Source organism: Streptomyces sp. W16, assembly GCF_033194735.1.
GTDB lineage: Bacteria > Actinomycetota > Actinomycetes > Streptomycetales > Streptomycetaceae > Streptomyces.
In genome coordinates this window covers 1-7,240 of sequence record NZ_JAWOAI010000491.1, presented here as the reverse complement: position 1 = coordinate 7,240, position 7,240 = coordinate 1, and the positions used below count along the sequence as shown (strand labels likewise).

The following is a 7,240-nucleotide window of genomic DNA, read 5'->3' as shown; positions in this document are numbered from 1 at the left end:
CGGGCGTAGTCGACCGCGTGGTCGAGGGCCGCCTGCGCGATGCCGACCGCGACGGCGGCGATGCCGAGCCGACCGGCGTCGAGTGCGGACAGCGCGATCCTCAGTCCCTGGCCGGGCTCGCCGATCAGCCGGTCCTCGGGGATGTGCACGTCGTCGAAGTTCATGACCGCGGTGGTGGAACTGCGCAGCCCCATCTTGCGCTCCGGGGCGCCCGCGCTCAGGCCGGGCGACCCGGCGTCCACGTGGAAGCAGGAGATGCCGTTGCGCGGGTCCTCGGAGGTGCGCAGAAACGCGGTGTAGAAGTCGGCCCGGCCACCGTGGGTGACCCAGGCCTTGGTGCCCCGGGCCACCCACGCGCCGCCGTCGTGTGCCGCGCGGGCCCGGATGGCACTGGGGTCGGAACCCGCGTGCTCCTCCGACAGGCAGTACGCGCCGAGGGCGGTGCCGCTCAGCTGCCACGGGAGCAGCGTCTGCCGTTGGCTCGCGGAGCCGAAGGCCGAGACGGCGTGGCACGACAGGGTGTGGACGCTGACCCCGACCGCGACGGCGGCCCACCGGGCGGCCAGCTCTTCGAGTACTTGCAGGTAGACGGCGTAGGGCTGGCCGCCGCCCCCGACGTCCTCGGCGAAGGGAAGGGTCAGCAGTCCCGTTTCGCCCAGGAGGTGGAACACCTCGCGGGGGAAGCGGCCCTCCTCCTCGAACTCCGCGGCACGCGGGGCGAGTTCCTTGTCCGCGATGTCGATCGTCAGCTCCAGCAGCTCCTGGGCTTCGCTGGAGGGTAGTTCGCGCTCAACTTTCACCGCTGAGTCCCTTTCTCACGTCCTCGAACGGCGGTCGCCGACCGGTTGGCAGGTGTGGACAGTGGAGCGGCGGGACAGAGCGGCAGGCAATTAAGTTGCAGGTATCTTGCACACGATGCAAGAAACTGGACTCACATCACGATTTCCCGCAAAGAACGAGCGTCAACGCCAGGAGGACGGCACATGACCGACACGGGACTCATCGACAGCGTCGACCGCGCGATTCTGGAGCTGCTGGTCGAGGACGGCCGCCGGACGATGACGGAGATCGCGGAGCGGGTCAGCCTCTCCCCGTCGGCGGTCAAACGCCGGGTCGACCGGCTGGAGCGGGTCGGTGTCATCGCGGGCTACACGGTCACCCTCGACCACGGAAAACTCGGCGCCGGCTTCGAGGCCTTCGTCGAGCTGCGGTTCGCCGGCGATGTCAAGGTCGAGGCGATCACGATGGCGGCCACCAGTGTCCCGGAGGCCCAGGAGGTCTTCACCGTCGCGGGCGACCCCGACGCGCTGGTCCGCGTCCGGGTGACCGACGTGCAGCACCTGAGGGATGTCATCGACCGTCTCCGGCGCACGGGTGCGGTGATCGGCACGAAGACGCTCATGGTGCTGGGCGCCTGGCGAAGGGGCGACTGAAAGGTTCGGCTATCCTGCCACCCAGGCAATATTTATTGCCTCTGAGGTTGACACCAGGTCGAGGATGGTTGCAGCCTGAAAGAAATTCCTCGTGACCTCGCACCGGAAAGGACGTGCTGATGTCCGTCACCACCGGCAGCAACGACATCGACTTCGACAACACCGAGGAACTCGACATTCCTCGCCTCGCGGAGAGCCGCGACACCATCGAGGCCGAACGTACGCACCGCAAGCGGCAGTTGGCCGCCGCGTTCCGGATCTTCGCCCGTTACGGCTTCGACGAGGGCATCGCCGGACACATCACCGCGCGGGACCCCGAGTTCCCCGACCGGTTCTGGGTCAACCCGTATGCGGTGCACTTCTCCAGGATCCGCGTCAGCGACCTGCTGCTCATCGACGAGGAGGGCCGGGTGATCGAGGGCGGACGCAGGACCAACAAAGCGGCATTCTGGATCCACTCCTCCATCCACCACGCCCGCCCGGACGTCGTCGCCGTGGCGCACGCCCACACCATCCACGGCAGGGCCTTCGCCTCACTGGACAAGCAGCTGGACCCGATCGTGCAGGAGTCCTGCGCCTTCTACGGCGACCACGTCCTGTTCGACGAGTACAAGGGTCTGGTTCTTGAGAAGTCCGAGGGCGAGCGGATCGCCGTCCGGCTCGGCGACCGGAGGGCGGCCATTCTCCGGCACCACGGCCTGTTGACCGTCGGACGGTCCGTCGAGGAGGCCGCGTGGTGGTTCATCACCATGGAGCGCGCCTGCCAGATGCAGCTGCTCGCCGACGCCGCCGGAAAGCCCCGGATCATGACCGAGGAGGAAGTGACCCTGGCACACCGGCAGTTCAGCAACGCCAACATGGCGCGACACAACTTCAATCTCCTGGCGGACCTCGTGATGGAGGAAGAGCCCGACGTACTGGAGTAGGAGGAACCGGCGAGTTGAGTCAGAGGGCCCACCAGCAGTACAGCCGCCGGTTCTCCGCCGCGGCCCGCCGCGCCAGCCCGGACAGCAACCGGAGCAGCTCCAGCGCCTCGGTGGGCGGCAGGCCCACTTCCTCCACGGCCCCGAACGACCCTGCCACCAGGCCCAGTTGGTCACCTGTGGCCGAGGCCAATGCGTCCCGGAGTGTGTCGGAGACGCTGATGACGAAGGCGTCTTCGGCCTCGGGGTCCGAGAGCAGTTGCCCGGAGCGCGGGCGGGCGCGTGCCTCGTCGTAGGCGCAGTCCGTGAGGAGGGCTTCGAGCCGCGCCATGACGACCACCGGGTCGATGCCCTTCAGGGGCAGTACGTCGAAGACCGACGGATCCGGTCCACCCGGTGCGTCGAGGACACCGACGGCGGCGTCGTCACTCGCGGCGGAGTAGTAGTCGCACATCACCATGCCGTTGATCCTGCCCGATGCCCGGCTCCGGAGGGCAACTGTCGTACGGTTGCCACTCGGGGTTGGTGAGCAAAGGGGTGGAAATGGCCGTTTCCGACGACGAGTTGACGCGCACGCTGCCCGAAATACTGCGGGAGCACTCGGATCGGATCGGCGACAGGACCGCCTACCTGGACGACCGACGCGCCGTCACCTACCGGGAGTTGCAGCGGCGCACCGCCCGGCTGGCAGGTCATCTGGTGCGGCTCGGGGTGCGGCACGGGGACCGGGTCGCGATCCATCTGGGAAACCGGGTGGAGCTGGTCGAGGCCTGGCTCGGCGTGTTGCGCGCCGGGGCGATCGGCGTACTCCTCAACTCCGCCGCGTCGGAAGAGGAGTTGGCGTACTTCCTCGACGACAGCGGCGCCGTCGCGGTCGTGACGGAGGATCCGCTCGCCCAACTGGCCGCCGTACGACATGTGATCGTCGTCGGACGGGACGAACCGGCCGACGGCGCCCACGGTTTCGAGGACCTGACCGGGACGGATTCGGGTACGGCCGCGCGTGACGACCTCGGGCTCGACGAGCCGGCCTGGATCCACTACACGTCGGGCACCACCGGGCAGAGCAAGGGCGTCGTCTCCACGCAGCGTTCCGCGCTGTGGTCGGTGGCGGAGGCCTACGTACCGGCGTACGGGCTGGAGCAACAGGACCGGCTGCTGTGGCCGTTGCCGATGTTCCACGCCCTCGGCCACTCCGTGTGCCTGCTGGGTGTCGTCTCGGTCGGTGCGACGGCACGCGTCCTCGCACCGGGCACGAACGTGGCCGAGGCGCTCGCCGCCGAGCCGTTCACCGTGCTGGGCGGGGTGCCCGCCACCTACCGTCTCCTGCTGGAGTCACTGCGCGAGACGGCACGTCCGGTGCCCGCGTCGCTGCGGGTGTGTGTCAGCGGAGGGGCGCCCTGTTCCCCCGAGTTGCGGGCCGAGGTCGAACAGATCCTGGACGCTCCCCTGCTCGACGGGTACGGCTCCACGGAGACCTGCGGGAAGATCGCGATCGAGCGGCTGGACAGCCCCCGTGACGACCTCTCGCGCGGTTTTCCGCTGCTGGTGCTGGACGTCCGGATCACCGATCCGGCCACCGGCGCCGAGGCCGCCGACGGGGACGAGGGCGAGATCTGGGTGCGCGGCCCCGGCCTGATGACCGGCTATCACAACCGTCCGGACGCGACCGCGCAGGCGTTCACCGACGGCTGGTACCGCACCGGTGACCTCGGCCGGCGCGGCACGAACGGCCACCTCCATGTCACCGGCAGGGTCAAGGAACTCATCATCCGGGGCGGTGTGAACATCAACCCGTCCGAGGTGGAACGGGTGTTGCTGGCCCGCCCCGACATCGTCGACGCCGCGGTCGTCGGCCGGCGTCACGACGTGCTGGGCGAGGTGCCGGTGGCCTTCGTCGTGCCCGGCCCGGACGGGGTCGACACGGAAGAGGCGTTCGCCGCCTGCCGGGAGCGGCTGTCCGGGTTCAAGGTGCCGGACGAGATCTATCCGACCGCGTCACTTCCTCGCACCGCGTCCGGGAAGACCGCCCGGGCGGTGCTCGCCGGGGAGTTGCCGGAGCGCCTCGCCGCGGAACGCACGGCCGCCTCGGCCGCGCTGCGCGAACGGCTCGCCGCCGCGTCCGACGCCGTGCTCGACCTGGGCCTCGAAGTGACGGCACGGACCCTCGACGTCCCCGTACCGGACCTGGACCCCGAAGTACCCTTCAGCGCCCAGGGGTTGACCTCGCTCGGCGCTGTCCTGCTGCGCGACCGGCTGGGCACGGCGACCGGTCTCGCGCTGCCCGCGACGCTGGTCTTCGACCATCCCACGCCCACCGCCGTGGCGGCCCTGGTGCGCGACGCACTGCACGGCGACAGCCACCCGAAGCCCGCGCGCACTACCCCGGGCGATCCCCGTACCGACCCCGGGGAGCCCATCGCCGTCGTCGCCATGGCCTGCCGCTATCCGGGCGGGGTGGAGTCCCCGGAGGACCTGTGGCGGCTGGTCGCCGACGGCACCGACGCGACCTCCGACTTCCCCGCCGACCGCGGCTGGAACGTGGCCGACCTGTACGACCCGGACCCCGACCGCCTGGGCAAGTCGGTCACCCGCCGGGGCGGTTTTCTGCACGACGCGGCCGACTTCGACGCGGCCTTCTTCGCCATGTCACCCCGCGAGGCCCTGGCCACCGACCCCCAGCAACGGCTGCTCCTTGAGAGCAGTTGGGAGCTGCTGGAGCGGGCGGGCCTGGACCCGGCCGGTCTGCGCGACAGCGACACAGGCGTCTTCGTGGGCGTCATGCACGCCACCTACGCGAGCCGTCTGCACCACGCCGGGCACGAGTTGGAGGCGCATCTCGCCCTCGGCTCGGCCGGCAGCGTGGCCTCCGGCCGTATCGCCTACACGCTGGGGCTGCGCGGCCCCGCCGTGACCGTGGACACCGCGTGCTCGTCGTCGCTGGTCGCGATGCATTCGGCCGTACGGTCCCTGCGCGCCGGGGAGTGCTCTCTGGCGGTGGCCGGCGGGGTCACGGTCATGTCGTCGCCGGGGCCGTTCATCGCGTTCAGCAGGCTGCGCGGGCTCGCTCCGGACGGCCGCTGCAAGCCCTTCTCGGCGGCGGCCGACGGTACCGCGTGGGGCGAGGGTGTCGGCCTGGTCCTGCTGGAACGGCTCTCGGACGCGCGCCGCAACGGCCATCCCGTACTGGCCGTGCTGCGCGGCTCGGCCGTCAACTCCGACGGCGCGTCCAACGGTCTCACCGCGCCCAACGGCCCCGCGCAGCAACGGGTGATCCACGCGGCGCTGGCCGACGCGGGGCTGTCCCCTGCCGACATCGACACCGTGGAGGCGCACGGCACGGGCACCGCGCTCGGCGACCCGATCGAGGCACACGCGCTCCTCGCCACCTACGGCCAGGAGCACACCCCCCAACGCCCGCTGTGGCTGGGCTCGTTGAAGTCCAACCTCGGTCACACCCAGGCGGCGGCCGGGGTCGGCGGTGTCATCAAGACGGTGCTGGCGATGCACCACGACCGGCTCCCCCGCACCCTGCACGCCGACGAGCCGTCACCGCACGTGGACTGGTCGTCGGGCACCGTACGGCTGCTGTCCCAGGACGAGGAGTGGCGGTCCGAGCCCGGCCGGCCGAGGCGGGCGGCGGTCTCGGCGTTCGGCATCGGTGGCACGAACGCACATGTGATCCTGGAAGAGGCGGAGGCGCATGAGGACGTCGAGCCGTCCCCGCATCGCACGGTGACACCCCCGCTGCTGCTCTCAGCAGCGACCCCCGCCGCACTCCGGGCGCAGGCCGCACGCACCGCGACCTTCCTCCGCGAGCACCCCGAACTCCCCCTGCTGGACGTGGCGTTCACCCACGCCACCACCCGGTCCGGACTCCCCCACCGAGCGGCCGTCACCACGAGCGACATGGCGGCGACCCTGACCGCCCTCGACGCCCTGACGAAGTCCGCTCCCCCGCACCCCGCCGTCCCCTCCGCCCGTCTGGCCCTGCTGTTCACCGGTCAGGGCGCCCAACGGACCGGCATGGGACGGGAGTTGCACGACACCTTCCCGGTGTTCGCGACCGCCTTCGACGCCCTGTGCGCACGCTTCGACGCCCACTTGGAGCGTCCGTTGCGCTCGGTGCTCTGGGACGCGGACAAATCCGCCCTGCTGGAGCGCACGGACTTCGCCCAGGCCGCCCTGTTCACCTACGAGGTGTCCGTCTTCCGGCTGCTCATTTCCTGGGGGGTGCGGCCGGACTTCCTGGCCGGGCACTCGGTCGGCGAGCTGGCGGCGGCGCACTGCGCGGGCGTGCTGTCCGAAGCGGACGCCGTCGAACTGGTCGCGGCCCGTGGGACGTTGATGCGGGAGCTGCCGGAGGGCGGCGCCATGGTGGCGCTCGACGCCACCGAGGCGGAGGTGACGGCCGAGTTGACCGAGGAGGTCGCGATCGCGGCCGTGAACGGCCCGCGCGCGATCGTCGTCTCCGGCGCGCAGGAGCCGGTCCTCGCGCTCGCACAACGCTTCGCCGCACGGGGCCGCCGTACCGTCCGGCTACGGGTCAGCCACGCCTTCCACTCCCCGCTGATGGAGCCGATGCTCGCCGAATTCGGCCGTGTGGCGGGCGAGTTGACGTACGGCACCCCCAGCATCCCGGTGCTGTCGGGCCTGACCGGGCTTCCGGCCACCGGGGAGGAGCTCCGGTCGGCCGCGTACTGGGTGCGCCACGCCCGTGAGGCCGTTCGCTTCGGGGACGCCGTCCGCTGGCTGGCGCACGACGGACGGGTGACCGCGTTCGCCGAGCTCGGCCCGGACGCCCAGCTCACCGCCCAGGCCGCGGCGGCGAGCCCGGCCGGAACCGGCAAGGAACTCCTCTTCGCCGCGACGGCCCGGCGGGAC

General features: G+C 71.0%; 5 protein-coding genes. 3 read left to right on the top strand and 2 right to left on the bottom strand.

Features of this window, described 5'->3' with window-relative positions; translation table 11 throughout:
* On the bottom strand, nucleotides 1-800 hold an 800-nt coding region (locus R6V09_RS41450), incomplete at its 3' end, for an acyl-CoA dehydrogenase family protein (protein ID WP_317886655.1).
* Nucleotides 801-983: 183 nt separating this feature from the next.
* On the opposite strand from R6V09_RS41450, the gene R6V09_RS41445 reads away from it, so the two are divergent.
* Nucleotides 984-1,433 carry an Lrp/AsnC family transcriptional regulator gene (locus R6V09_RS41445; protein ID WP_317886654.1) on the top strand — a complete coding sequence of 150 codons (450 nt, stop codon included), beginning with the start codon at nucleotides 984-986 and terminating at the stop codon, nucleotides 1,431-1,433.
* A gap of 119 nt (nucleotides 1,434-1,552) precedes the next feature.
* Entirely contained in the window at nucleotides 1,553-2,359 is an 807-nt protein-coding gene (locus R6V09_RS41440) for a class II aldolase/adducin family protein (protein ID WP_317886653.1), read from the top strand.
* Between the two features lie 19 nt (nucleotides 2,360-2,378).
* On the opposite strand, the gene R6V09_RS41435 is transcribed toward R6V09_RS41440, so the two are convergent.
* Nucleotides 2,379-2,816, bottom strand: a complete 438-nt coding sequence (locus R6V09_RS41435) for a hypothetical protein (protein WP_317886652.1) — start codon at nucleotides 2,814-2,816, stop codon at nucleotides 2,379-2,381.
* An 83-nt stretch (nucleotides 2,817-2,899) separates the two neighbouring features.
* Here R6V09_RS41435 and R6V09_RS41430 point away from each other — a divergent pair.
* A partial coding sequence (locus tag R6V09_RS41430; RefSeq protein WP_317886651.1) for a type I polyketide synthase occupies nucleotides 2,900-7,240 on the top strand: 4,341 nt, incomplete at its 3' end.

What these genes read in the sequence shown, in the direction of transcription:
- R6V09_RS41445 (WP_317886654.1), top strand. Translation starts at nt 984, where the DNA reads ATGACCGACACGGGACTCATCGACAGCGTCGACCGCGCGATTCTGGAG.
- R6V09_RS41440 (WP_317886653.1), top strand. Translation starts at nt 1,553, where the DNA reads ATGTCCGTCACCACCGGCAGCAACGACATCGACTTCGACAACACCGAG.
- R6V09_RS41435 (WP_317886652.1), bottom strand. Translation starts at nt 2,816, where the DNA reads ATGGTGATGTGCGACTACTACTCCGCCGCGAGTGACGACGCCGCCGTC.